Annotated in this window: 22 protein-coding genes and 1 pseudogene; 19 read left to right on the top strand and 4 right to left on the bottom strand. The window is 39.1% G+C overall.

From position 1 onward, the window contains the following. Position 1 precedes the first annotated feature (1 nt). Positions 2-772 (top strand): uroporphyrinogen-III C-methyltransferase, encoded by a 771-nt coding sequence (gene cobA, locus OSJ91_RS14100; protein ID WP_350302734.1) that lies wholly within the window; start codon positions 2-4, stop codon positions 770-772. 188 nt (positions 773-960) lie between these two features. On the opposite strand, the gene OSJ91_RS14095 is transcribed toward cobA, so the two are convergent. After that, positions 961-1,287: a MerR family transcriptional regulator gene (locus tag OSJ91_RS14095; protein ID WP_137015855.1), complete on the bottom strand. Its 327-nt coding sequence runs from the start codon at positions 1,285-1,287 to the stop codon at positions 961-963. Between the two features lie 204 nt (positions 1,288-1,491). On the opposite strand from OSJ91_RS14095, the gene nirB reads away from it, so the two are divergent. The 6 genes from nirB to OSJ91_RS14065 all read left to right on the top strand — a co-directional run bounded on the left by nirB (position 1,492) and on the right by OSJ91_RS14065 (position 8,451). Beyond that, positions 1,492-3,906, top strand: coding sequence for a nitrite reductase large subunit NirB (gene nirB / locus OSJ91_RS14090; RefSeq protein WP_485889862.1), 2,415 nt, complete (start codon positions 1,492-1,494; stop codon positions 3,904-3,906). Between the two features lie 17 nt (positions 3,907-3,923). Next, positions 3,924-4,241: a nitrite reductase small subunit NirD gene (gene nirD / locus OSJ91_RS14085; RefSeq protein WP_241591630.1), complete on the top strand. Its 318-nt coding sequence runs from the start codon at positions 3,924-3,926 to the stop codon at positions 4,239-4,241. Positions 4,242-4,447: 206 nt separating this feature from the next. Then, entirely contained in the window at positions 4,448-6,064 is a 1,617-nt protein-coding gene (locus OSJ91_RS14080) for a family 14 glycosylhydrolase (RefSeq protein WP_350302732.1), read from the top strand. 514 nt (positions 6,065-6,578) lie between these two features. Further along, on the top strand, positions 6,579-7,004 hold the full coding sequence (locus OSJ91_RS14075) for an OsmC family protein (protein WP_350302731.1): 426 nt from the start codon (positions 6,579-6,581) through the stop codon (positions 7,002-7,004). Positions 7,005-7,368: 364 nt separating this feature from the next. After that, the gene (locus OSJ91_RS14070) at positions 7,369-7,689 is read left to right on the top strand and encodes a hypothetical protein (RefSeq protein ID WP_350302730.1); all 321 of its coding nucleotides are present in this window, start codon (positions 7,369-7,371) and stop codon (positions 7,687-7,689) included. A 303-nt stretch (positions 7,690-7,992) separates the two neighbouring features. Next, positions 7,993-8,451 (top strand): hypothetical protein, encoded by a 459-nt coding sequence (locus tag OSJ91_RS14065; protein ID WP_485889861.1) that lies wholly within the window; start codon positions 7,993-7,995, stop codon positions 8,449-8,451. Positions 8,452-8,953: 502 nt separating this feature from the next. On the opposite strand, the gene OSJ91_RS14060 is transcribed toward OSJ91_RS14065, so the two are convergent. After that, positions 8,954-9,253, bottom strand: a complete 300-nt coding sequence (locus tag OSJ91_RS14060) for a hypothetical protein (RefSeq protein WP_485889860.1) — start codon at positions 9,251-9,253, stop codon at positions 8,954-8,956. A 238-nt stretch (positions 9,254-9,491) separates the two neighbouring features. Between OSJ91_RS14060 and OSJ91_RS14055 the strand changes: the two are divergent. The 10 genes and pseudogenes from OSJ91_RS14055 to OSJ91_RS14010 all read left to right on the top strand — a co-directional run. Continuing rightward, positions 9,492-9,755 (top strand): annotated as a pseudogene (locus OSJ91_RS14055) (ArsR/SmtB family transcription factor); the annotation flags it as partial. Positions 9,756-9,848: 93 nt separating this feature from the next. Further along, positions 9,849-10,241: an SRPBCC family protein gene (locus tag OSJ91_RS14050; protein WP_485891901.1), complete on the top strand. Its 393-nt coding sequence runs from the start codon at positions 9,849-9,851 to the stop codon at positions 10,239-10,241. 63 nt (positions 10,242-10,304) lie between these two features. Next, complete coding sequence (locus OSJ91_RS14045; protein ID WP_413017845.1) at positions 10,305-10,892, top strand: YdeI/OmpD-associated family protein; 588 nt, start codon at positions 10,305-10,307, stop codon at positions 10,890-10,892. Between the two features lie 785 nt (positions 10,893-11,677). Further along, positions 11,678-13,621: a transporter substrate-binding domain-containing protein gene (locus OSJ91_RS14040; RefSeq protein ID WP_485889859.1), complete on the top strand. Its 1,944-nt coding sequence runs from the start codon at positions 11,678-11,680 to the stop codon at positions 13,619-13,621. A 24-nt stretch (positions 13,622-13,645) separates the two neighbouring features. Continuing rightward, on the top strand, positions 13,646-15,022 hold the full coding sequence (locus OSJ91_RS14035; RefSeq protein ID WP_485889858.1) for a sigma-54-dependent transcriptional regulator: 1,377 nt from the start codon (positions 13,646-13,648) through the stop codon (positions 15,020-15,022). A 162-nt stretch (positions 15,023-15,184) separates the two neighbouring features. Then, entirely contained in the window at positions 15,185-16,192 is a 1,008-nt protein-coding gene (locus OSJ91_RS14030) for a TAXI family TRAP transporter solute-binding subunit (RefSeq protein WP_413017839.1), read from the top strand. Between the two features lie 19 nt (positions 16,193-16,211). Next, positions 16,212-17,312, top strand: a complete 1,101-nt coding sequence (locus OSJ91_RS14025; RefSeq protein ID WP_350302723.1) for an ABC transporter substrate-binding protein — start codon at positions 16,212-16,214, stop codon at positions 17,310-17,312. 18 nt (positions 17,313-17,330) lie between these two features. Further along, positions 17,331-18,491: an ABC transporter ATP-binding protein gene (locus OSJ91_RS14020; RefSeq protein WP_350302722.1), complete on the top strand. Its 1,161-nt coding sequence runs from the start codon at positions 17,331-17,333 to the stop codon at positions 18,489-18,491. Beyond that, positions 18,455-19,399 (top strand): ABC transporter permease, encoded by a 945-nt coding sequence (locus OSJ91_RS14015; protein ID WP_350302721.1) that lies wholly within the window; start codon positions 18,455-18,457, stop codon positions 19,397-19,399. Before OSJ91_RS14020 ends, OSJ91_RS14015 begins: the two co-directional genes overlap by 37 nt. After that, entirely contained in the window at positions 19,399-20,205 is an 807-nt protein-coding gene (locus OSJ91_RS14010) for an ABC transporter permease (protein ID WP_485891900.1), read from the top strand. The genes OSJ91_RS14015 and OSJ91_RS14010 overlap by 1 nt, the downstream gene beginning before the upstream one ends. A 63-nt stretch (positions 20,206-20,268) precedes the next feature. Here OSJ91_RS14010 and OSJ91_RS14005 read toward each other — a convergent pair whose 3' ends face one another. Continuing rightward, on the bottom strand, positions 20,269-20,910 hold the full coding sequence (locus OSJ91_RS14005; protein WP_485889857.1) for a hypothetical protein: 642 nt from the start codon (positions 20,908-20,910) through the stop codon (positions 20,269-20,271). A 111-nt stretch (positions 20,911-21,021) separates the two neighbouring features. On the opposite strand from OSJ91_RS14005, the gene OSJ91_RS14000 reads away from it, so the two are divergent. Beyond that, positions 21,022-22,428 (top strand): FAD-binding oxidoreductase, encoded by a 1,407-nt coding sequence (locus OSJ91_RS14000; RefSeq protein ID WP_485889856.1) that lies wholly within the window; start codon positions 21,022-21,024, stop codon positions 22,426-22,428. Continuing rightward, positions 22,425-23,756, top strand: a complete 1,332-nt coding sequence (locus OSJ91_RS13995) for a (Fe-S)-binding protein (protein ID WP_485889855.1) — start codon at positions 22,425-22,427, stop codon at positions 23,754-23,756. The genes OSJ91_RS14000 and OSJ91_RS13995 overlap by 4 nt, the downstream gene beginning before the upstream one ends. Before the next feature lie 244 nt (positions 23,757-24,000). Here the strand turns inward: OSJ91_RS13995 and OSJ91_RS13990 are convergent, their stop codons facing one another. Next, positions 24,001-24,630: a homoserine/threonine efflux transporter gene (locus OSJ91_RS13990; protein ID WP_485889854.1), complete on the bottom strand. Its 630-nt coding sequence runs from the start codon at positions 24,628-24,630 to the stop codon at positions 24,001-24,003. Between the last annotated feature and the right edge of the window lie 57 nt (positions 24,631-24,687).

Here is a 24,687-nt window from a genome sequence, read left to right as displayed (position 1 = left end):
GATGGAAAAAGGTAAGGTCTATATTGTTGGTGCCGGTCCTGGTGATCCGGACTTAATTACTGTCAAGGCAATCAAATGCATCGCGGAAGCGGATGTCATCTTGTACGATCGATTGGTAAATCGTGAATTGTTTTTGTACAGTAAACCTGAAGCTGAATACATTTATTGCGGTAAAGCGCCTGGTCTACATTGTGTCCCTCAAGAGGACATTCATCAATTGTTAATAAGTAAATCAATGGAGAGAAAAACGATTGTTCGTCTAAAAGGGGGAGATCCTTTCATCTTTGGTCGAGGGGGCGAGGAAGCAGAAGTGCTAGCAAAGCACGGAATTCAATTTGAAATAGTCCCTGGAATCACATCTGGAATCGCTGCGCCAGCTTATGCTGGAATTCCCGTGACTCACAGGGAATGGGGGAGTTCCTTCGCAATTGTCACAGGACACTGCGTGACCGGCAAACCTGATAACATCAACTGGCATCATTTGGCACATGGTGTTGACACAATTGCTATTTATATGGGGATTAAAAACCTTCCATATATCTGTAAACAATTACGTTCCTGCGGAAAGAAGCCTGAAACTGCCATTGCTGTCATTGAACAAGGAACGACCGGTTTTCAACGAACTTTTACAGGAACATTTGATTCAATAGTGGGGATCGTTACAAGAGAGCAGGTTGCCAATCCCGCCATGATCGTAATAGGAGAAGTGGTGAATTTATCCAAGAAATTATCATGGTTTTCAGAGAAGTCAAAAGATAAGGATTTCGCTTAGAAAAGGAATGATTAGCTAGAATACTTATACTGTAATGCAAAAGGAAAACTGGACATGAAAGTCATCATGTCCAGTTTAACAATGTTAACAGCTATTTTATAGATGTAAGGTGAATTTGTTACCTGGCTAATCGAAGTATGAAATATGGACAAGTGAATCGGCTAATAATTGCGGTTGCTTAGCGAAAATCAATTACGTAATCCGAAGTGTGCATTTAATTGGCCCTGCAGCATTTTTTTTCGCATTTTTTCCTGTTCAATTTTTCTGTTTTCTTTTAATTTTTCCTGCCTAATTTCATTGGTTTGCACTCCATCCTCTATTTTATCGGCAATTTCCACTAATGCCTTGACGTCGGAAAAAGAGTATTTACGGTTCCCCCCCTTAGATCTTTCGGGGAAAACGAGTTTTCTTTCTTCATAGTACCGGATTTGTCTATCGGATAGTCCGGTTAATTCTCTGACAACCCCTATGGAAATTACTTTTCTGTCTAAATAAGATTCTTTTTGCTGGACGATGAAAATCACCTCATTTTGGATTTATGCTGAATCAATAAGGATATTATATCCTAATTTTCTGAATATTTGTAATAAAAACTAACATTAATTATTAATTTTAAAAAACTATGTAAGATTTTATAACACACTTATGGCATTAAAAAGTGACGTCACCTATAATCAATCATATCATCCTTTCAAAAAAATCTTATTGGAGGACAAAACATGGCTAAGCAGAAATTGGCACTCATTGGGAATGGTATGGCTGGAGTAAGATGTATAGAAGAAATTTTGAAAATTCAACCGGAAAAGTTTGAGGTGACTGTCTTCGGAAGTGAGCCGCATCCGAATTATGATCGAATCCAACTATCGAATGTATTGCAAGGGGCTACGACGATAGATGATATTACAATAAATGATTGGAATTGGTACAAAGAAAACAATATTACACTTTTTTCAGGTGAAACAGTCACGAACATCGACACCACTAAGCAAATCATATATTCAGATGCAAATCGTGAAGTCGCATATGATCGATTAATTTTAGCTACCGGATCAATCCCATTCATTCTACCGATAAAGGGGGCTGATAAAAAAGGAGTGACTGCCTTTCGAAATATTGAAGATTGTGAAAAAATGATCGAATATTCCAAAAACAATAAAAAGGCTGCAGTCATTGGTGGAGGATTGCTGGGTCTTGAAGCAGCAAGGGGGCTTTTGAATCTAGGTATGCAGGTAGATGTAATTCACCTTTCTGAATATTTGATGGATAGGCAGTTAGATCCAACAGCAGGAAAAATGCTGCAAAGGGAACTTGAAAGTCAGGGAATGAATTTTTATCTTGGGAAACAGACCCAGGAGGTTTTAGGTGAATTTGATGTCAAAGGATTACGCTTTAGTGATGGCGAGGAAATCAGCGCCGATTTAGTGGTCATGGCAGTTGGGATTAAGCCAAATGTTGCAATGGCCCAAAATTGCGGCATCCCTGTCAATCGAGGAATTATCGTGAACGATTATATGGAGACAAGAATCCCGAATATTTTTGCGGTTGGTGAATGTGCGGAACACCGTGAAATGGTATATGGTTTGGTTGCTCCCCTATATGAACAGGGCAAAGTATTGGCCAAAAGGATTTGCGGGTTGATAGACAAAGCTTACGAGGGTTCAGTGCTGTCCACTAAGTTAAAAATATCTGGTGTTGATGTATTTTCGGCTGGAGAAATTTTCGAGGATGAACAAGCTAAATCAATCAAGGAATTTAATGAATGGAATGGCACTTACAAAAAAGTAATGATTCGAAATGGGAAAATTTCTGGTGCCGTATTATTCGGGGATACAAAGGAAAGCAATAACCTATTGAGCATGATCAATAAAAATGCCGACGTTTCGGAGTATTTAAATGCTGGAACAAGTGAACCCAGTGTTAGCCTTGTCACTTCGATGTCAAATGAAGAAATCATCTGTGGTTGTAATGGTGTAACCAAGGGCGATATTGTGACGGCTATCGAATCTAATGGGTTAACAAGTATTGAGGAAGTAAAAGGCTGCACAAGTGCTTCGAGATCATGCGGAGGGTGTAAGCCATTAGTCGGTGATATTCTAGAGCTGACATTAGGCGCTGAATTCAGTAAGTCAAACCAGAAGGAATCCATATGCACGTGCACCACATTATCCAGAGATGAGGTTGTTTCTGAAATACGCGAAAAAAATCTGACCCATACTCGAGAAGTCATGAATGTTCTTGGCTGGAATACAAGTGATGGTTGCTCGAAGTGTAAACCGGCACTGAACTATTACTTAGGCATGATCCATCCTGTTGACTATGAAGATGAAAAAGAATCCCGCTATGTCAATGAAAGACTTCATGCAAATATTCAAAAGGATGGTACATTTTCCGTTGTGCCAAGAATGTATGGCGGCGTCACTAATCCTGATCAATTACGGAAAATAGCAAATGTTGCCGATAAGTATAATGTTAAGTTACTTAAGGTTACAGGCGGGCAAAGAATAGATATGTTCGGCGTTGAAAAAGAAGACCTTCCAAAAGTATGGGCTGACCTGGATATGCCTTCTGGATATGCTTATGGAAAAACCCTTCGAACTGTGAAAACATGCGTCGGTGAAAACTTTTGCCGCTTTGGCACCCAAGATTCAATTGGGCTGGGCATTGCCCTGGAGAAGAAATTTGAACGTGTAGGCACACCGCATAAGGTTAAGATGGCTGTGTCGGCATGTCCTCGTAATTGTGCTGAATCCGGCATCAAAGATCTTGGTGTTGTCGGAGTGGACGGTGCATGGGAAATTTATATTGGCGGCAACGGCGGAACCCATTTAAGAGCTGCTGAATTATTATGCAAAGTGAAAACAAGTGATGAGGTAATTGAAATTACGGGTGCATACATCCAACATTATCGAGAGACTGCCAATTATTTAGAAAGAACATCTGTCTGGGTTGAGCGTGTAGGGTTCGATACCATTAAGGCGATTATTGGTGATAAGCAAAAAAGAATGGAGCTTAATCAACACTTGGATGAGGCCTTATCAGTATTACAAGAACCGTGGAAAGAAATCATTGAGAGCAATGCGATCCAAACCGGTTTATTTCAAAAAGTGAAAATTCCAGCTATATCAAATAAATGAATAAGGGGGAAGCCTGAATGGGGAAAACGCTTCAAAAGATAAAGGTTTCAACAGTAAATGAGATGCCAAAAAACCTAGGGAAAACAGTAACCATAGGCTCTCATGAAATTGCTCTTTTTCATTTAGCAAATGGTGAATTCCGGGCTATTGAAAATCGTTGCCCACACAAAGGTGGGGTTCTGGTGGAAGGCATTGTGAGTGGTGATCACGTATTTTGCCCGATGCATGACTGGAAAATCAGTGTCAAGAATGGAGAAGTCCAAAAACCTGATAATGGTTGTGTAAAGACATTCCATGTTGAAATAGAAGATGATAATGTTTATATAGTTTTATAACCAGCTGCTCTGGATAGTCTCTTAGACTATCCATTTTTTCTTTGTCGATTTTTGAACTAAATTCCTCCGATGAAATAATTGATAAATATTTCCATAACAAATATAATTCTAGTAAAGGAATGACTAAAAAACAAAAAAATGTAAGCGGTTTCGGTGATGAACCGAAATTTAAACAAATAAAGTTATAGGGGAAAGGTTGGCGTTTCATGAACAAATTATCTGTTGGCGTTTTTACCTTTATGCTGTATTTTGTTCCTTTATCAAATACACCTGGAATAGCAGAAGTACAACCAGATTACAAGCTTTATGTGATGGCCCCATTGGGTGAAATAACAGATTGGGAGGCATTTAAAGCAGAGCTGACCCAGTTGAAGGAAAATGGAGTATATGCAATTACGACAGATATCTGGTGGGGATTGGTCGAGAGTAAAAAAGATAATCAGTTTGATTGGTCCTATTATAAAAAATATGCGGAAACCGTGAAAGCTTCCGGTTTAAAATGGGTGCCCATTTTGTCTACGCACCAATGCGGCGGTAATGTGGGGGATGATTGCAACTATCCCATCCCGAGTTGGCTCTGGAATAAAGACACTTCTGAAAACATGGCATTCAAGAGTGAAAGTGGTTTCTGGAATAAGGAAGTACTTGCTCCTTGGTGGGAAGGTACAGCCGATCAATACAACGAATTGTATAAATCCTTTGCAAAGAACTTTGCTGATAAGAAGGATTTAATAGCTAAAATATATTTAAGTGCAGGACCAGCTGGGGAACTAAGATATCCCTCCTATCAAAATGCTGATGGCTGGGATTATCCTGAAAGAGGACAGCTCCAAGCTTATACAGAAGGAGCGAAACGTGATTTCAGACTTACCATGAGAGAAAAATATTCAACGATAAAAAAATTAAATGCTGCTTGGGGCAAAACGTATAAAAACTGGAATGAGATTCAGCCGCCAGGAAATGGGGATGAATTTTTCACCAGGGGCGGAGCAATCGACACTCAATTTGGATACGACTTTATGCAGTGGTATCAAGGAGCACTCGAAAAGCATCTTGCAAAAATCTCTAAATTTGCCCATAAACATTTCGATGAAGTCTTTGGCGTTCCAATTGGAGCTAAAATCTCAGGAGTCCATTGGAAAATGAATGATCCAGTACTGCCGCATTCTGCAGAGTATAGTGCCGGGTATTATAACTACTCCCAATTACTGAATCAATTTAAGAAATCGAATATGGCCCTCACATTCACCTGTTTGGAAATGGGAGATCAAGACGCACATACTGCCCCATCCTATAGCGCTCCTAAGACGTTGGTGACCCATATTGCCTCTTTGGCTAATGAAAAAGGAATTTCATTAAACGGGGAAAATGCACTCCCGCTGATCAACAATGAAGCGGGCTTTGACAATATAGCAGAAATGGTTTTTAACCATGGTTTTGAGGGATTTACCTTGCTAAGGATGTCTTATTTATTCGACGATGAAGGAAATCCAACAAATGAATTCAAGATGATGGCTGATAAATTGGAAGGCAAGTCGATTCCAGTTACATTCACAGTTGAAAATGTACCTGCCACACAGGGAGTTTACTTAATTGGGGATAGAGGGGAAATCGGCAGGTGGAATCCTGAGGATTATGAATATAAACTTACTCAAAGCACAGAAGGCAGCTGGAGTGGAACATTTCGTTTAGCTGCAGATCGATTTTATGAATTCAAGTTCGTCCTGAAAGATGAAAATGGCAATATCATTTGGCAAGATAGGGAAAATAATAGTTATAAAACTCCTTTGAATGGAGAAGGAAACTATAAAACTTCATGGTAGATGGATATATAGGGCTAAGATTAAAATTTAGATAGAAACCATTTTGTCGACAAAAGGAGGTTCGGAATGCTCTCACAACCATGTTTCTAAAGGTAAACTTAATATCCTTCTGGTTTTTTTACTTCTTTATATGCATGAAACCCTGAATAGATTTAAGAAATTTGCGACACTCCTGCCGAATAACAGGCTAGCCGAGACCCCACAGACGCTTGCTTTGATGTGGCTTGGCATACAGTCAGTGGAAAGGGAGCGGATTTCTGAGATCATGTTTTAAAGCCTGAAGAGGTAATCAACGTTCAAATTTTACAGTATGACTAACTAAGCAGGACTTGTGGGAAGAATATAAGCTATGGAAAGTCATCAAAAAAATCCAGAAGTTAAGTGCACTGTATATTTGCGTTCTGACCCCATTGCGGAAATATTTTTTTAATACTTAAATGATCTGCATTTACATTAAATAGAAATACGGACTATTTTTAGAACAAAACATCAAGAAAGGGAGGAATTGAAATATATGAAGACAATGATTACATGGACAGGGGAAATGGCCTTTTCTGGCACAACTCCGTCGGGACATGAAATTAAGATGGATGCTGCCGAAGAAGTAGGAGGAAAAAATAGCGGAGCCAGACCCACGGAGTTACTTTTACATTCTCTTGCTGGGTGCACAGGTATTGATATTGTAATGATATTAAAAAAAATGCGATTTGAAACAAAGGCTTTTCAAATAGAAATAGAAGGGGCACGATCTGAAAATCACCCTAAACGGTTTACCGATTTTCATATTCACTATTTTTTGGAGGGTGATCTGCCTGAAGATAAAGTGGTCCGTGCGATTCAATTATCCAAAAATACGTACTGTTCAGTATATCACTCATTAAATGCCGACATCAAAATCAGCTATTCAATAAATGGTGTTAAAGGAAAAAAAGAATTATAATGTGTAATTTAAGGGACTATCATTTAACAGAAAGTTGTTTTACATCCATATAAGAAAAACAGCCTCCATTTTCCTATGTAAATGGGGCTGTTTTGACTGAAATGAACATCCTCGGTTCATGGATAATCATCTATACCAAAACGTGCAAATCACAGAAAATAATCCCTCTCATGTTAATCCAAGGGTATTCTTAAGAAAAAATAAAACCTAAAATCTGTTTTCAAGGTTACAGAACTCCATTTTACGGAAGGGAAGGGTTTATTTAGTAAGCAAGTAATCAAAATGTAATGGTTTGTCATTGTAATGCCCTTGATGTTAGGAGTTTATCCATATAAACTTTAGATACTATTGAGGAGTGGTTAAGTTGAAAGAGATAACAATTGACAAATTAATTTTTAAAGATCATTTATCGATGATTGAACAATATTCATTGAAAGATTTCATGTTTAAGTGGCTCGGCAGCCCCGAAGAAGGTTTAGATGATCTTCTTCCGCTTACATACACAGATCAAGTTTTTGCAAAAATGGAAACGACATTGGAGACAAAAATCAAGATTCACGGAGAAGAAACCTTCAGATATGTCACCATTACGGAAGATAATCAAATTGTAATAGGGGGCTTAGACTCGAATCAAGAGTTAAAGTTTAGAATTGTGTCCCTGGAAGAGCGTTTGAAAAGCTACTAAAACTTTAGTTTTAGCATTCTATACTTTTCAAACTTTTTAAATAAATAATTAAGGCCGTTCCTGTTTATTTAAGGAATGGCCTTTTTAAGGTGTTTTTATTTTATTTACAATGTTAAGAGCAGCGTCAATACCATATAAGGTTGTTAACTGTTAAAGGAAGCCCTTACCTTATGCCAGTTTAGTGAGTAATTCTTTAAACTTGCGATATTTTTGGATTAATTTAACAAAATAAAAAGGATTAATGGTTTGTCTTATTGTATAATAAAGTAATGAAGTCGATTAAATTAATTGGGGGGATTTGAGATGAGCGAGACGTTGGCAAGTTCCATAAAAATGCTTTTGAAAGAAACGTTTGAAGGACCGGGAAATGATGGGAGCTATTATACTGAATCAAAACCGAATACAGGGATTTTTGGTACGCTTGATGATTTAACCGCAGAAGATGCTTCACGTTTCATAAACGGATCGACAATTGCGGCTCACTCAGACCACATACGGTATTATTTATGGGTGATCCGAACAATGATCAGTGGCACAGACTTTGAAAAAGATTGGGAAGCAAGCTGGACCATTGCTACTGTTGATGAGGTGAAATGGGCTGAAATCAGAGAGGAATTACATAAAGAATATGTATCTCTTTTCGCAGAAATCGATACAATCGATTTAGGAAAATGGCTTACAAATGTAAATGCGACCATTGCCCACTCGGCTTATCATCTTGGAGCGTTACGGCAAATGATAAAAAGCCTTGAAACATATTGAGGGTTTGTAAAATGATTGGAACGTATGGCACTAACTTTCCGAGGGCACTCCGCCTGCGCGTAAAGGGTCTCCCTGTACGCGCTCTCCCCGCAGGAGTCTCGTATACCTTCTCCAATTAACTTGAATGTTTTTTAAATGAAAAAAAGCAGGTGCTTTTCAGTGAGTTTCTCGACCTAATGGAGTGGACTCATCCCCAACCCCTCTCATGATTTATCGAGGGGGATTTTTACCTCATTTTTAAAACAACTTGATTATCCTTCATTTTTTTCACTATTTTATATGATGCAAAATCTTGGATCTTTTTATTTGTGGGTTTGTAAAATCTGATCGTTGATTCCTTTTGAATGAAGTCTATTAATTTCAGACTTACGTCTTCCCAATCTCACGTCTTTACTTTTGCCACTTCAATTCCTTAAGCCTGTCGTTGCTAATTTTTATACGTTCCTACTCAGCAACATATAAAAGCAGAGTTAAAATTTGGTCCTCCATTAATTTGCCGCTATCACCCACCCTCTGGATTTCTTCCTATCAAAAGTGTCTCATTTTCTAGTACCACAATATCTGCGTTCGGATCTCGGGTAATATACTTCCATTCTCGAATGATACCAGCATAATCTCTATCCTCTGCTAGTGAATCAAGTAATAATAAATCTCCGCCTTCGCAAATGATTAAGAGCATTGCCTGATATTGAGGACCGGTTAAATTCTTTCCACTTTGCTTATCAATGAGGATATATCGCTGCTCAATTCCAAGATCACGAAATTTTTTAGGATGCCCGTTTTCGTTTGTGATCTTTTGCAACAAAGCGGCTATTAGCTGGTCATTTATGTAAAAGCGATAGTTTGTGAAGAAAAGTAGTTTATCAAACAGGGAAATTTAGTTGTAAAAGGATTTAATAAGTTTGAAGCCTATTCTATTCAACAACTATTAAAGAAGGAACCTATATACTTGATGATAGGCGAATAAAACAAATACCTTGATGTCAATAATAAAATTGACAGGACACCAATTGGTGTCATATAATAAAAGACACTAATTGGTGTCCAATAAAGGGGGGGTGATTTTGAACGAGCAAAATCAAAATCAAGAGCGTGATATTTATGTGGCCATCGCTGACCCAACAAGACGTAAATTGCTACGTTTGTTGGCGGACGTGGAAGAATTGCCACTCAATGAGTTGACCGTTCATTTTGAAATGGGTCGAACTGCGGTTTCGAAGCATTTGGCAATCCTTAAAGAGGCTCGTCTCGTAATCAGCAGAAAGGTCGGCAGGGAAACGCGTTATCGGCTGAATGCTGCCCCGTTGAGGGAAATTGAGGATTGGGTATCGTTTTACAGGAAATTCTGGAGTGAAAGAATGCTACTTTTAAACAAAATATTAGAGGAGGAACAAAAGATGAATTTAACAGTATCACAAGATTTTAATTTTAAGAGCCCAATCGAGAAGGTATGGCACGCCTTAACGGATGCAAATACTCTTGCGAAGTGGGTAATGGCTAATGATATTAAACCTGTCGTCGGACATAAATTTCAGTTCCGGAATGAACAGTGGAATTTAGTTATCGATTCCGAAGTTCTTGAAGTTGAGGAGCCTTATAGGTTATCTTACACTTGGGTAGGTGGCGGGATAAATACTACAGTCACATGGACATTAAAGCACGAGGATGGAACAACCTATTTACATCTTGAACAATCAGGATTTGAAAAAGAAGATCAAGCGTTCAATGGTGCGAAATATGGTTGGGCGAAAATGGGCGAAGATCTTAATAAATTGTTAGAGGAAATGTAAGTTTTTTAGTTTTTAGCTAACGTATAAGATAAGCAAACTGCTCGGAAAGAGGAGTGTTCCGTGATGACAAATAGTATGAATCCTAAGGTTGATGAATTTTTAAGTAAAGCTACAAAGTGGAAGGAAGAATATGAGACGCTGAGAAATATCGTTCTTGACTGTGAGCTGACCGAAGAATTTAAGTGGATGCATCCTTGTTATACGTTTGAGAAAAAAAACATCGTTTTAATACATGGATTTAAAGAATATTGTGCGCTTCTGTTTCACAAAGGTGCCTTGTTAAAGGATACCCATGGGATTCTAATCCAACAAACGGAGAATGTACAGGGGGCGCGCCAGATTCGGTTCACCAATCTTCAAGAAATAGTTGCAACGGAATCCATTCTGAAAGCCTATATTCATGAAGCCATTGAAGTTGAAAAAGCCGGTTTGGAAGTGGATTTTAAAAAGACAGAATTCATAATTCCTGAAGAGCTTCAAAACAAATTCGATGAAATCCCTGCCTTGAAAACTGCATTTGAAGCATTGACCCCGGGACGGCAAAGAGCATACATTCTTCATTTTTCTCAACCAAAACAATCCAAAACTCGAGAGTCAAGAGTTGAAAAATGCATGCAGAATATTCTCAATGGAAAGGGATTAAAGGATTAGTATATTCGATAAGAAAAAAAGTAATGATCTTCAACAAAACTACCTAATAAAAATAATGTGTTATTCCATTATAGGGTGCTTTTATCGAGTAACAAAAAAGCCCAATTTCTCAATTTTAATACTGAGAAATTGGGCTTTTTTTTGAAATTTCTATATAGGAAAATGGCCGACAAATGTCAATGCGACCATTGCCCACTCGGCTCATCATCTTGAAGCGTTACGGCAAATGTTAAAAAGCATTGAAATTGAAAATACTTTAACATAAATTTGGCCAATGTATCTGTATGTTCCAGAAGGTCTGAAAACAAACCAAGATTTTATAGAAAGACTTGTTTATCCTTAATGTTTTTAGAATGAAACCCTCATTAGATTGAAGAAAATGCGACATCCCTGCTCAACTGGCTAGCTGAGACCCCACAGACGAATGCGTCGAGGAGGTTCATCAGACAGGTAGTGGAAAGGAAGCGAATTTCTGAAATCAACTGGATTTATTGAAAAAACAAACTGGATCTTCTTACTATTTAAAATAAGAAACCTATTTCTAATCTTAAAACCCATCACAGGTTGCTGGGGTTATATTTATTTGGTAAGACAGAATCACATACCTTTTTGTAGATAATTGTTAGATTGTGTCAAGAATTCTTTCCATTTTAAAGGGTTCAAGTCTTAATTGGAGAAGTATATAATCATGATGTTTTTAGCCGAGGATTACTGACTGCAAGGATTTTGACACAGAAGGAGGGCTTTTAATTAAAAAGCAGCTGTTTAAACTAAGTATATTTTGCTTGATAGTTTTTGTTCAATCGCTTTGGTCTCCCGCTGTTTTTGCTGACCAAAAGACTTTTATAATTGCTGGAGAAAGTGCTCTTCCACCATTTTCATATGAAAATGAAACTGGTGAGCTGACAGGCATAAATATTGATTTAATGGAGGAAATAGCAAAATATAATGGTGTAGATTTCAAATATATTCCGATGAGGATGGAAGATGCCGAAAAAGCCTTAAGTAACGGAACAATCGATGCAATTGTTGGAAGTACCTATAATACCGAAAAAGATAACCAACTTGATTTCACTCAATCCTATTTTACAATGTCCCAATCAATAATCATTCCTAGTAATAGGAAACAGGATATTCATACGTTAACTGATTTACGTGATTCACATGTTGTCCTTGACCATAACACTCCAGTAATCAGTACATTTCTCAATATGAGGAATACAAATTTAACGACCGTTTCGAATCAATACTCGGGTATTTTAACATTATTGAACAACCGTGCAGATGTATTCATCGGAAACAAATGGACTGCAGATTTCTATTTGAAAAAGTTCCGCCAAGAAAAGAATTACATCATTCTCGATGAAGTCATTGAACCCGCGGATTATACGATTGCAGTAAAAAAAGGGAATCAATCGCTTCTTTTCATGATGGACAATACACTCACAGAACTTAAAGCAAACCGAAATATCAATGGGATAATCGATAAATGGGTCATGCCACAATCCAATCAAAAAATTGCCAGGCTGGAGCAATTCATATTCTGGTTGATTATCAGCTTAACTGCGGTAGCCCTTATCCTTTTAATCATTTACATATGGAATCAAAAGCTAAAAAAATCCGTTCATAACCAGACGTTAAAATTACATTTATTAAATAAGGATTTAGAGAAACAACGGCAAAACATCGCTAACGCTGAAGCATTCAAAGATCAAATCTTAAACAATATCAATAATGGAATCATTACATTCGATCTCGATTTCATGATTACCAGCTGCAATGCAAAGGCATCGGACATTCTCAACATTTCCAAGGAAATGATTCTGAATTTTATGAATCATTCGCAATTAATGAAGAATTTCGAAGCTTTACATCAAGAACAAAATGAGAATAATCGTACGGGTTCTTTTCGGATCTTGGTACTTAATGAGGGAAATGAACAGAAGATGATTTCATATTCGATGCATAAGATGTTCAATTCTGAAGATATGCAAACCGGATACTTGCTTTCCATGAGTGATGAGACGGAAAAGAAATCATTGGAGAAAAAATTGGTCACACAAGAAAAGCTGCACGCTCTTGGTCAACTAGTTGCAGGTGTCGCACATGAAATAAGGAATCCTTTGACATCGATAAAAACATTCATTGATTTACTTCCGAGTAAATATGATAATCCTCAATTCCGACAAGTTCTAATGGAACACTTGCCTACTGAAGTTAATCGTTTGAATGCAATTGTTACCGATTTAATTGAATATGCACGTCCGCGTCCGCCCAATATTACTAATTGCCACGCTTATGAACTTTTATCATTACTTGCTTTTCATAAGGTGACAATGGAAAAAAACCAAATAAATTTCGAGCAGACGATTGAGGAGGACCTTATTTTTTATATAGATTTACAACAAATTCAACAAGTACTTCTTAACTTGGTGTTGAATTCGATTCATGCCGTTGAAGAAACAAAGGAAAAGACCATTAATATCACCATTGATAAAGAGAACGAAAAGACAGGGCGGATTACCATATCCGATACAGGAAAAGGGATGAAACAGGAGGAACTGAACCATATTTTCGAACCTTTTTTCACAAATAAAGAAAAGGGAGTCGGTTTGGGACTTACGTTATCGTATAGGCTAATTAAAGAGAATTACGGAGATATCCATGTGAAAAGTTATCCTAATTCAGGAACGAAATTCACCATTTTACTACCTTTATATATCGAATAGAAGCCTGGAAAGAGGAGGAATAATATGAAAATGCATGTATTGGTGATTGATGATGAACCTGCTATTTGCACCGCTCTTAGTTTTGCATTGGAAGATTCCTATCAAGTCGTAACAACTACTGACCCTGATGAGGGGCTTCGGAAGATCGAGAATCAGCACTTTGATATTGTATTACTTGATTTGAGAATAGGGAATAAAAGTGGACTTGATGTTCTACAGAAAATCAAACAAATATCACCTAACGTGACAGTCATCATGATGACTGCCTATTCTTCCATTGAAACTTCCATCGAGGCCATAAAAAAAGGCGCCTACTACTATATTGAAAAGCCAATTAATATAGAAGAGCTTTCTTTGCTCTTGATGAGGGCAGCCGAATTCAAACAGATGTCCAATCAATTGGAGACATTACATGAAGAATTAGAGATTCAAAAGGGATTTGGTAACTTCCTTGGTAACAGCAAGGCGATGCAGCGTATTTTCTCAATGATCGAAAGAGTGAAAGATATTGATTCCAGTGTTCTTATCACGGGTGAGAGTGGTACTGGAAAGGAGCTTGTAGCCCGAAACATCCATACGCTGGGAAGAAGGAAAAACAATCCCATTCAGATTGTCAATTGTGCAGCAATTCCTGAGATGCTGCTGGAATCTGAATTGTTCGGTTACGAGAAGGGAGCATTTTCCGGTGCAACTCAGAGGAAGGAAGGGAAATTCGTTGCTGCTAATGGAGGCATCCTTTTTCTGGATGAGATTAGTGAAATGCCCCTTCCACTTCAAGCCAAATTATTAAGGGTATTGCAGGAACGGGAAGTGACGCCTCTGGGATCCAATACAAAAATCTCATTGGACGTCCGTATTATAAGTGCAGCCAATAAAAACCTGGAACAAATGGTGATGGAAGGGGAATTTAGGGAGGATTTGTTTTTCAGGCTAAATGTCATTCCCATCTTGATGCCGCCTTTAAGAGATAGAAAAGAAGATTTACCGATCCTTATGGATTATTTTATAAAAAAACACGCTAAGGATATGAATCGTGAAGAAAAGATGTTCTCGGCAACTGCACGTCGGATTTTACTGGATTATCATTACCCTGGGAATGTCCGTGAGCTTGGTAACATTATAGAATATGCTATTGCCCTATCAAACTCGAAAAGAATGGAAGAAACCGACTTGCCGCAATATGTACAAGAACAAAAGTTCATTCTCCAGCCGGATGGCAATGACGACGATTTTAACAGTTTCAGGATTCCCATCGGCATTTCCATGAAAGAGATAGAAGAAAAGGTCATAACGGCCACTCTTCAATACTGTAAAAACCATCGGCAAAAAACAGCTCAAATCTTAAAAATTTCTGAAAGAAGCCTTCGTGATAAAATCAAGCACATTTCAAATGGAGAATAACAGGATTATTGTGTTAACCGGCAATTTTTTCTGGGTAACCGGAAAAAATTGCCGATTTATACTTGGATAACATCCAAGAAATCGGCAGGATTTGCGTATTAAAGCAGAAAATCGACTTGGCATGATATTTGCATCTAAATTCATTAAGAAAGGAGGGCCACGATGAAGAATGGAGCACTCTTTATAAAAGTCGCTTTGTTATTTTGTTTCATGACAGGATGTTCTTTTATGAATGAGCAGCAGGAAATATCTAAACCTGCTTCTACCTTGATTCAGAGTCAACTAACCTCTGAAGGACAGGATTTAAATAATAGGATGCTAATCATTGGAACCGGTGATATGACAGGTGTTTATTTTTCATTAGGACAAAGATTATCAAATATGTATGAAAAATATAATGGAGCTGTGTCAGGAACCCAGGTAACCGATGCTTCCATCGAAAATACTGAATTGGTTAGCCGCCATCGGGCAGAAATTGGCTTTACCACAGTGGATGTACTGGATTTGCCTGAGACGGATAAATCCAAGTTAAGAGCTTTAACGGCCCTATATTCCAATTATGTTCAAATTGTTACAACTAAACAAAATGATTTGGATTCCTTAGATGATTTAGTTGGTAAACGCATTAGTGTGGGAACGGCAGGAAGCGGTACAAGGCTTATTGCAGAGCGGATACTGTTAGAATCTGATTTACCGACTGATCAATTGAATTTATCCTATCTTTCTTTTTCTCAATCTGCAGAAGCATTAAGAAATGGCACCATTGATGCAGCTTTCTTTTCTTCGGGAATTCCGAATAATGAAATCGCTTTCATATCCAGGCAGATGGAACTATCTTTCATTCCAATACCGGGAGACATCATTGAACGTCTTCAGAAACAATATGAAGTTTATACTCATGATGAAATTCCCAGAGATACATACAGGGGAATGAAAAAAAATGTCCAAACGATTTCAATTAAAAATGTCTTGGTAACCTACAAGGAAATGTCTGACCCTCATGCATACAATCTTGTGAAAACATTATATGAACATCTCCCTGAACTGCAGCATACACATCCGGCGGCTTCTGATATTTCAATAGAGGAAGCAACCAAACAAGTTCCACTGGATTTCCATTCAGGGGCCATGAATTATTTTACCGAACAAGGAATGATTGAAAATCAATGAAAAACGGGAGGCAATGACTATGAAAAAACTGATGTGTATTTTATCGATAATAGTATTGATCGCTCTTGCGGGGTGTGGTAATCCCACTCCGCAAAAGCCGGGGGAATCCGTACAAACAAGTACAGGGGAAAAAGGAGAGAAGAAAATAACAATAGCAGGTAATGGCGGTGTCATTGAAAGTGCCATCCGAGATGTGATTGCACCAAAGTTCAAAGAAGAAACGGGAATCACTGTCAATTATATTTCCGGTTTATCAGGTGAAATCTTATCCAAAGTGGAATTACAGAAAAACGCTCCGCAAATAGATGTTGCCCTTTTTGTACCGGTTGATGTAATTCGCGCTAAGGAGAAGGAACTGATCGTTCCAATTGATGAGTCCAATGTTCCCAATATGAAATTGGTGGATTCACGTTTCATTCCGGTTGAAAAGGCGGCCGCGCCAGCATTCGGTTTAGTCATTGCACCAGCTTATAATACGGAAACCTTTAAAAAGAAAGGGTTAAAATCAATTGAATCATGGAATGATCTTGTCTCTCCTGAGTACGAGGGTAAAACGGCATTTTCAGATATTACGAATGATTGGGGCTTCAATACCCTTAATGGTCTGGCGATTTCAAACGGCGGCAGTACAGAAGACATGGAGCCAGGTCTAGAAAAGGCTAAAGATCTTGCAGCGTATTCCAATACATTTTATAAAAACTCAACGCAAATGATGCCAGCGATCCAGCAAGGAGCTGCTGACGTAACGGTCATGGGAAGTTATTCCATAGGTGAACTAGCCGTTTCAGGTATTCCGATTAAGATGGCCGTGCCTAAAGAAGGTGTGCCGCTTCAAGCTTTCAGCGCTGGTCTAGTGAAAAATACGCCAAATAGCAAAGAAGCCCTTGAATTCATCAACTATGTAATCAGTGAAGAAGCTCAAGCATTAATTTCCGAAAAAGGATTTTATCCGACGGTGGAAGGCATGAAAATCCCAGAGAAATATGAAGAGTCAATCGGCCTTAAAGCAAGTGATAAAACATTTAAACCTGATTTCGCCAAGTTTGCCGAGATCCGTGCCGAGGTGTCAGACAAATGGGCGAAAGAGGTTACTCCTGAATTAGGGAAAAAACTCAAATAAAAGGAGCGTGTTGATCACATGGAAGTATTAAAAAAAGATGTGGAAATTAATAGGCAGCACCTGGAGTCAGTTCAGGGGTTTGGATCAAATAAAAATGATGTAGAGATAAAAGGCGCGTTTAAACAATTTGGAGCGAATGTTGTCCTGAATGGCATTGATTTGGAGGTGAAACAAGGAGAGTTACTCACTCTTCTTGGGCCTTCCGGGTGCGGAAAGTCAACAACCTTGAACCTCATTGCAGGGTTCCTCGATGCAGATCGGGGCGAGGTTCATATTAAGGGCAATAATGTTACGAAGGTTCCGCCTTATAAGCGAGATTTAGGAATGGTTTTTCAAACTTATTCGCTTTTTCCTCACATGACAGTCTATGAAAATCTTAGTTTTGGCTTGAAACTGCGCAAGGTCGGTAAAGCCGAGCAAAAAAAGAAAATAAGTAAAGCTCTTGAATTAGTGAAAATGTCAGGATTGGAAAATCGTTATCCAAGGGAATTATCTGGAGGTCAGCGTCAGCGTGTTGCGATTTCCAGGGCACTTGTAGTGGAACCGGAGCTCCTTTTGCTTGACGAGCCGCTTTCAAACCTTGATGCGAAGCTGCGCCATGAACTCAGGGCCGAGATAAAACGTTTACAAAAGGAAATTGGCGTAACGACCATTTTTGTGACTCATGATCAAGAAGAAGCTCTTTCCATGTCTGATCGGGTCGTGGTCATGAATGCAGGGAAAATTGAACAAATCAGTACACCGACTGAGATTTACAATCATCCTAAGACAGAATTCGTCTTTCAATTCATCGGGAAATCGAATTGTTTTGAAGGGAATGTGTCTGCTGTGGATAAGCGGAAAGTTTCAGTCAAGATAGGGCCTGATATCACTCATGTCGATGCAAATAACATCATGGGAAATGATAGTGATTTGAAAACCGGTGATGAGGTGAAGCTTTATATTAGACCGGAAAAACTGCAAATTGTTTCTCTTGATGAAAAATCTACAGCTCCTTTGGATTTCCATCGTGCTAAGATCAGCCAAATTAACTATCTTGGTACTTCTTGGGAAATCAATGTTCTATTACAGGGGAAAAGTATCCAAGTATTGACTTCCGCTTTCGATTCATCATGGCAAAATGGAAGTGAGGTGCTGATAGGATGGAGCCCATCAGAAGTTATGCTAGTCAAGAAATAGAACAGGAAACGGATCCTATTGAGCCGCAAAAGAAACCTAAAATCAAGAAAAGGAAAGTCTGGGTGCCAGGATTACTCCTTTTAACGCCGATTTTGCTTTTCATATTTGGTTTCTTTGTCATACCGATGTTATACATTTTATATTTAAGCTTCATATCCACAGATAATCTGGGAGGAGCGGAGGCAGTTTATAGCCTAAAAAACTATACACAATTATTTTCCGATAGCTATTACTTATCTTCTTTATGGCTGACAGTGAAGATCAGTTTATATTCGGTCTTGGTTGCTTTATTTCTTGGATATCCGGTAGCCTTGACGATGGCCAAAAGTTCAGCGCGCATAAGAGGGTATATCACGCTCTTGATCGTGTCACCGCTTTTGGTAAGTATAGTTGTCCGTAATTTTGGCTGGTACCTCCTGCTATTGCCTAATGGAACGATTAATCAAACCTTGATGGCCCTTGGCATAATAGATGCACCATTGAAACTATTGTTTTCGGAAATCGGAGTAGTAATTGGACTTTCCAACGCATATCTTCCTTTCATGATCTTATCCATCGTTGCAAGTCTTTATAATATCGATCCTTCTCTTGATAAGGCAGGAGCGATACTTGGGGCAAGCCCATTCAGAAGGTTCTTTTCCATTACATTGCCGCTAAGCATCCCAGGTATCGTATCTGGCTGCATTCTCGTATTCAGTTTGTCAATGAGTGCTTATGTTACGCCTGCACTAATGGGGGGAGCCAACGTGCCCGTGATGCCTGTCGTCATTTATGATCAAATTAATAACCTGCTGCATTGGACATTCGGATCTGCTCTTTCTTATATTCTATTAGCAACCACTGTCATATCGGTAGCCGTCTTTACCAGAGCGTTTGAAAAAGGGAAATTCAAGGAGGTGTTCCGATGATGAAAACGTTTGGCGGCCTGCGGATTGCCGTTGCCGTGTTGGCCATTATCTATATCTTGATCCCACTCATTGTCGTTATTCCCGCTTCTTTTACAAGTGCCAATTATCCAAGCTTTCCGGCTGAAGGCTTTTCACTGCAATGGTATGCCAAGATCTTGGAGCGTCCTGAATTTTTGGAAGCATTTTTGAACAGTGCGAAGTTCGCAGCATTAGCTGCCATTTTCTCCGTCATATTCGGAACTTTGGGTGCACTTGGCATTGCAAAGTATGAGATACCGGGAAAATCGTATATTACGGCCCTTTTAACTTCACCATTAAGTGTGCCGCAATTAGTGTTAGGGATTGCACTTTTAATGTACTTTACACCAATGATGCTTGCCGGTACGTCTACAGGATTTTTAATTGCCCATATCGTCATTTGCATACCATATGTCATGCGGCTCGTATTGACCGGTTTAAGTGGATTTGATTATAATCTCGAACGGGCCGCTGCCATTCTAGGAGCGAATCCACTAACAGTATTCATGAAAGTGACTCTGCCGCTAATTGGATCTGCGGCCATCTCAGGGGGATTATTCGCATTTTTGACATCATTTGATAATGTAACGGTCTCTCTCTTTATGGTATCACCGGAAATGAGAACGCTGCCGATCGAGATTTTCTCGCAAATGCAGGATGCCTACAATCCAATCGTTGCATCCGTGTCAAGCGTGGTTATTTTCATATCAGTCCTTCTGATCGTCATACTTGAAAAAATTCAAGGCGTCGGGAAAGTTTTTGGCGGTTCGCATCATACAAACGGTTAAAAACGATATATAAGATGTGACAAACGATCATTCTTGCTAAGCTCTGATTTATTACGAAAAGAATTATTTAAACGTTCCCTTCAAATGAGCCAAACACCTTTTGGCAGCCAATAGCGGCGCCGTTAGGACAGGGACAGAAGGATTAACCTGCTTTGCAATATGATCCATACTATATTGTGAAAGCAAAATCACTTCTGTCTTTCCATCCAATTGTTCCACCATCTTTTTAACCCGATCGTCATGTTCCTTTTTTTTTCCTTGTGATAATAAATGGATGATTCCTGGATCCACCAATGACTCGATCATACAGTCCGGATTCTTATTTAATAAGTAATTTTGAAGGGCGATCGGCGTTTCTTTTACGGTTGAAACCAGGCCGATGCTAGTGTAGCGAAGTGCTTCATCAAGCATGGCCTCATCTGAACGAAATAACTTTACAGGGTATAAAGGTTGTAAAATTGCAGTGATGTCATTAAAAGCAGAGCAAGTAAGTTGGATACATGAAACATCAGAATCATAGGCTATATTCACTAATGCAGAAAAGCGGCGGATGATTTCCGGAGTTAACTCGCCGCTCTTTTCCATCAAGGCGAGAAGAGACGTGTCCATGAAATGAAGAAGTTCAATGTTCGGTGCAACAGTCTGAAAGGCAACTTCAATTGGTTTTAGTGCAGTTGTGGTTGCATGAATCAGGGCGATTTTCAAATATAATCCTCCTTTTCTTTCATCATTATATCTAGCAGAATCTTAAAATGCCATTATATTACATACGAATAGACCTTTTCCGTATTTCTATTAAGAAAGGAAGTGAGAAGCATGGAGAAAGAAGCCCTGGTCGATCTTTGTCAGGTAATTCCAGGTGACAGAATGTTTCTTGATTTGGCAGAAAGGTATTGTTATAGCTATGACGCTTCTTTTGGGGAATATTTACCTGAAGTCGTTATACAGCCAAAAAACGCGGAGGAAATCAGTGAAGTGGTTAAATTGGCTAATACTCACAAAATACCTGTTTACCCTAGAGGATCAGGAACTTCGCTAAGTGGCGGCCCTTTACCTGTTAAAGGGGGGATGGTTCTTGATATGACCCTTTTGCGGGATAAATTGATCATTGATCGGGAAAATATGCTTGCCATTGTCTCTCCAGGTGTGATTACGGCAGATATTCATAAAAAGGCTGAAGAAGCCGGCTTATTCTATCCGCCGGATCCAAGCAGCTCCAATGTAGCCACTTTAGGCGGGAATCTATTAGAAAACTCCAGCGGGCCAAAGGGATTGAAATACGGAACGACAAAAGAATACGTGATAGGTCTGGAGGTGGTCACCCCGACCGGAGAAATCATTCGTACTGGCGGAAAGACCGTTAAAAATGTAACAGGGTATGATTTGACCCGATTGATCGTGGGATCGGAAGGTACTCTGGGCATCGTTACAGAAGCAATCATCCGCTTGATACCAAAACCTCAATCTAAACAAACATTTGTCGCCCACTTCAATCATTTGATAGACTCTGGCCATGCCATTACCAGCATTTTATCGTCAGGAATTCTACCATCTGCCTTGGAATTGATGGATAATGCGTGCATCCGTGCTGTTGAAAGCTATCGGCCTTCCGGTTTGCCTCTTCAGGCAGAAGCGATTCTGATCATAGAAATAGATGGTCACCCATTGGCGATTGAGGAAGAAATCAATAAATGCGCTGATATATGCAGGGCGGAGGGTGCTTCCTACGTCAAGATAGCGGAGACAGAGGACGAGCGCCAAACGATTTGGAGTGCGCGTAAATCGGTTTCCCCGGCCATTACACAAATGGGCCCTACAAAAATTTCTGAAGACGCGACCGTTCCGCGCAGTCAAATACCGGCCATGATGGAGAGATTAAACAATATCCGGGAGAAATACGGATTGAACTTGGTTGTATTCGGCCATGCAGGGGATGGCAATTTACATCCGAACATCATTACTGATAAACGAAATATTACAGAAATGAAAAAAGTGGAGCTTGCTGTCAGTGAAATTTTTGAAGCAGCAATCGAATTAGGCGGAACACTTTCGGGGGAACATGGAATCGGTACTTTAAAGTCACCATATATGGAAATGGAATTAGGAATAACAGGGGTGAATATGATGAAAAAAGTTAAAGAAGCATGGGATCCCAATAATATCCTGAATCCGGGGAAGATTTTTCCTGATAAAGGACAGACAAGGGTCGTGTTGGTTACATGAATCTACCCGCCAAACCGAACGAGTCAAATGCTGCGGTCCAAAATTTACATTCAGATGCCTATGATTGGACAAACCAATGCGTAAAATGCGGATACTGTTTACCGGCATGCCCTACATATGAATCAATGGGGGTGGAATCCGCCTCTCCACGCGGTCGTATCAATCTAGTGAAAATGGCAGCCGAAGGAAAAATAGATTTCCAAAAAGATTTAGCTGAACCGATCGACCTATGCTTAGGCTGTCGTGCTTGTGAAACAGCTTGTCCTGTTGGTGTGCCATACGGACATATACTGGAAGCGGCAAAAGAAGCCATTGAAAACTCCCCGTCAGCAAATCAAAAAAACAAAATGACAAAGATCAAAAAACTGGCATTGGTTCATCTTTTTCCATATCCAAAACGAATGAACAGGATTGGAAGTGCAGTACAGCTCTATCAAAAAACAGGCTTATCCAGGCTTATCCGTTCATCAAATGTACTGCAAAAGGTTTCCCCTGCCCTTGCACATTTAGAACAAGCACTTCCAGCCATCGAGCCGTCCTCCAAACGAATCCGGACAGGTACGATAATGCCGGCAAAAGGGGAAACGAAATTAAAGGTGGCATTTTTTACTGGGTGTATCATGGATTCCATGATGTCACGAATAAACCGTCTTACCATTGAGTTGCTCACCTTAGCGGGTTGTGAGGTCATTCTCCCTGAAAATCAGAATTGCTGCGGTGCCCTGCATTCCCATCAAGGTGAAATAAAACAAGCGAAAGCATTGGCAAAGAGGAATATCCAGGCCTTCATGCAAACAGATGCTGATGTCATTGTAAATAACGCAGGAGGCTGCGGCGCCTCACTTCTTGAATATGGACATCTATTGGCAGATGATCACGAATGGGCTGGCGCGGCAAGGGTCTTTTCGGAAAAATCAAAAGATATCAGTCAAATTCTTCATCAATTGGGGCCGCTTCCTTTTACTGAAGAATGGCAAGGCATCGTATCTTATCAAGATTCATGTCATTTACGCAATGTTCAAAAGGTCCAAAAGGAACCTCGTTTATTATTGCAATCCATACCAGGGGTTACCTATGTGGAAATGGAAGGGTTTGACCGCTGCTGTGCATCTGGAGGAATTTACAATCTTCTCCACTTTGATGAATCCATGAAAATTCTTGATGAGAAAATGAAGAACTTAAAAGAAACGAAAGCAACAACCGTAGTGACGGTTAACCCTGGATGCCAAATGCAAATGAGCATTGGTATCCAAAGGGAGGGAGCGGCAAACCAAATGAAAAGTTTGCACCTTGTTGAAATACTCGCCAAGGCTTGCGGCTTGGATTGACAAAAAGGGATACTTCAAACTTCATAGGACATTATCCGTCAGTATTTCCTGCTCTTATGGCAAAATACTGACGTTTTTGTTTTTAATGATGAAGGCGGAAAAATCTTTGCCGACCAATAATGCAGTGCCATATGTACGAACGAAAGATTGAGTTTATGCCATTATCGGTGCCGGTTCGTAAATAAAAAAAACCGTTCAATTATCTGAACGGATGGAATCAAATTAGATGTGTTAGTAAATGAATTTATATTCCTGTTTTTATCCCAAAACCAATTAAAATTAAGCCAGTTGATTTTTGGAATGCTTTCTGGAATTTGGAGTTGTTCATCCATTTTTTTGCGTAATCAATTAGATAAACAAGAAATAGAAACCACATTACAGCGAGCAAGGTTAAGATGAAGGCTAAAATAATCAATTGCTGGTTTACATTTCCGTTCAAATTGATAAATTGCGGCATGATTGTAATATAAACTAAAACGGTCTTTGGATTAAGAATATTATTAAGTAATGCTTGCATAAAGGAATCTTTATTATGCCGGTTTGAATGCTTTGCAGTTGTATTTGCTTGTGCTTGAATTTCTTTTAAAGAAAAAACGCTTTTAGCAAAAAAACTTTTTATCCCTAAATAAATTAAGTAGGCGGCTCCCAAATATTTGATTGCACTGAAAAGAATCACAGACTTCGCAATCACAACAGATAGTCCAAGAATTGCAATAAGCGTCCAAAAAGAAAGTCCCGTTGCCATTCCGAGAACCGTATACCGTCCAGCTTTTGTACCATGGCTAAGCGTGTTTTTCACTAAGAGCATAGTATCTGCTCCTGGTATAATAACCATCATTGCAACAATTGATATGTATGTAAGTAAGCTATCCATACTATTTCTCCCTTCTTCTTTAATAGTTGCTACTCAAGTAACTACTTATATAAGTAT

The organism is Bacillus sp. T-10(2022) (genome assembly GCF_056502895.1).
This window is presented reverse-complemented; position numbering and strand designations above follow the sequence as displayed.

Bases quoted from the DNA above. Each gene is read 5' to 3' on its own strand.
- OSJ91_RS14010 (WP_485891900.1), top strand. From the start codon at position 19,399: ATGAAAACGTTTGGCGGCCTGCGGATTGCCGTTGCCGTGTTGGCCATT.
- OSJ91_RS14025 (WP_350302723.1), top strand. From the start codon at position 16,212: ATGAAAAAACTGATGTGTATTTTATCGATAATAGTATTGATCGCTCTT.
- cobA (WP_350302734.1), top strand. From the start codon at position 2: ATGGAAAAAGGTAAGGTCTATATTGTTGGTGCCGGTCCTGGTGATCCG.
- OSJ91_RS14050 (WP_485891901.1), top strand. From the start codon at position 9,849: ATGAATTTAACAGTATCACAAGATTTTAATTTTAAGAGCCCAATCGAG.
- OSJ91_RS14035 (WP_485889858.1), top strand. From the start codon at position 13,646: ATGAAAATGCATGTATTGGTGATTGATGATGAACCTGCTATTTGCACC.
- nirB (WP_485889862.1), top strand. From the start codon at position 1,492: ATGGCTAAGCAGAAATTGGCACTCATTGGGAATGGTATGGCTGGAGTA.
- OSJ91_RS14080 (WP_350302732.1), top strand. From the start codon at position 4,448: ATGAACAAATTATCTGTTGGCGTTTTTACCTTTATGCTGTATTTTGTT.
- OSJ91_RS14075 (WP_350302731.1), top strand. From the start codon at position 6,579: ATGAAGACAATGATTACATGGACAGGGGAAATGGCCTTTTCTGGCACA.
- nirD (WP_241591630.1), top strand. From the start codon at position 3,924: ATGGGGAAAACGCTTCAAAAGATAAAGGTTTCAACAGTAAATGAGATG.
- OSJ91_RS14030 (WP_413017839.1), top strand. From the start codon at position 15,185: ATGAAGAATGGAGCACTCTTTATAAAAGTCGCTTTGTTATTTTGTTTC.
- OSJ91_RS14015 (WP_350302721.1), top strand. From the start codon at position 18,455: ATGGAGCCCATCAGAAGTTATGCTAGTCAAGAAATAGAACAGGAAACG.
- OSJ91_RS14045 (WP_413017845.1), top strand. From the start codon at position 10,305: ATGACAAATAGTATGAATCCTAAGGTTGATGAATTTTTAAGTAAAGCT.
- OSJ91_RS14020 (WP_350302722.1), top strand. From the start codon at position 17,331: ATGGAAGTATTAAAAAAAGATGTGGAAATTAATAGGCAGCACCTGGAG.
- OSJ91_RS13995 (WP_485889855.1), top strand. From the start codon at position 22,425: ATGAATCTACCCGCCAAACCGAACGAGTCAAATGCTGCGGTCCAAAAT.
- OSJ91_RS14000 (WP_485889856.1), top strand. From the start codon at position 21,022: ATGGAGAAAGAAGCCCTGGTCGATCTTTGTCAGGTAATTCCAGGTGAC.
- OSJ91_RS13990 (WP_485889854.1), bottom strand. From the start codon at position 24,630: ATGGATAGCTTACTTACATACATATCAATTGTTGCAATGATGGTTATT.
- OSJ91_RS14065 (WP_485889861.1), top strand. From the start codon at position 7,993: ATGAGCGAGACGTTGGCAAGTTCCATAAAAATGCTTTTGAAAGAAACG.